This is a genomic window from Clostridium sp., assembly GCF_051656525.1.
GTDB lineage: Bacteria > Bacillota > Clostridia > Clostridiales > Clostridiaceae > Clostridium.
The window spans coordinates 1-1094 of sequence record NZ_JBOGCC010000307.1 but is presented as its reverse complement, the minus strand read 5'-3'; the positions used below and the strand labels follow the sequence as shown (position 1 = coordinate 1094).

At 29.3% G+C, this 1094-nt stretch carries 3 protein-coding genes; all 3 read right to left on the bottom strand.

Going from position 1 to position 1094, the window contains the following annotated elements; genetic code table 11:
- Window positions 1–87: 87 nt before the first annotated feature.
- A complete protein-coding gene (locus tag ACRDDY_RS15430) occupies window positions 88–399 on the bottom strand; it encodes a hypothetical protein (RefSeq protein ID WP_438565828.1) in 312 nt (103 codons plus the stop codon).
- 10 nt (window positions 400–409) lie between these two features.
- Entirely contained in the window at window positions 410–808 is a 399-nt protein-coding gene (locus tag ACRDDY_RS15425) for a hypothetical protein (RefSeq protein WP_438565827.1), read from the bottom strand.
- Between the two features lie 18 nt (window positions 809–826).
- Window positions 827–1094 (bottom strand): hypothetical protein (locus ACRDDY_RS15420; RefSeq protein ID WP_438565826.1); only part of this gene is annotated, 268 nt, incomplete at its 5' end.

The window sequence follows — 1094 nt, the reverse complement described above, 5'->3', positions numbered from 1 at the left end:
ACTTTTTCTCTCATAATAACATCTCCCCTTTGTTCTTTGTTTTATGTATTTCCTATGTAACTAATATATCACATAGGAAGTTGTTTGTCAATACATATCTATCAATATTGTGCCATTAATATTTTGGTCTTTTATGATTATATTTTTTATGGATCTAGGTCTGTCTATTGAAATCTCATTTGCTATAAAATCATTCCAACCATCGTTCAAACCAAACTTAACTTGTGTGCTTCCACTGTCCAACACCAATCTAATGGAAGCCTCAACTCCAACTTCACCAAAATTATAAATATGATTCTTTATACGTTGATTTATTGCACTATTATCATTTAAAATATCATAATTTGCTTTGGTTGTTGAAAATTTTAATACTATTGGTTTTGGGTTCGCAAACGCCATTTTATCACTCCTAATATAAAGTTAGTTTTATTAACCCATCAACTCCACCATCCTTTATATATATGTCGTGTATATTCCTAGGTCTATTTATATAATAGACTCTATTTTTTATAAAATCATTGTACTCTGATACATCTCCTTGAGCATCTTTTTCAAGACCATTCATTGAAAACGAATCAAAGTTTTCAAGTATAATCCCATCAATATCTCCTAATTTAGCCCCTGTTATGACTAAATCAAATCCAATCTTAGTTTCTTTGTTAACAAACACCTCTAATGTTGCAGTTATTCCAACCTTCATAAAATCATTTACATGACTCTTTATTTCATTGAAGATGTCTACATTGTCTTTAAGAATATTATAAAATTCTTTATCCGTTGTAAATTTTCTTTCTATTAATATAGCCATAACTCCTCCTTGTATTTATCATTTTACCCAATTTGGGGTTTCTCTATCTTTCCAATTAAACAAATTTCTCTTGTCACCATTCATATAATTTCTATAAGACTGAACTACATCGTCTACAATGTATTTCTCAGGCATTACACAAGGTAATTTAGTCAACCCATTTGATGGCAAACTAGGCTTAAACATATCATCCACAATGTATTGGCATTTATGTATTTTACCATATCTATAAGTATATTCTTTGCATAGTTTCAAAGCATATTCTTTTAACCATAGCCAATTCTCT

Coding starts and splice junctions, on each gene's coding strand:
- ACRDDY_RS15425 (WP_438565827.1), bottom strand. CDS start 808: ATGGCTATATTAATAGAAAGAAAATTTACAACGGATAAAGAATTTTAT.
- ACRDDY_RS15430 (WP_438565828.1), bottom strand. CDS start 399: ATGGCGTTTGCGAACCCAAAACCAATAGTATTAAAATTTTCAACAACC.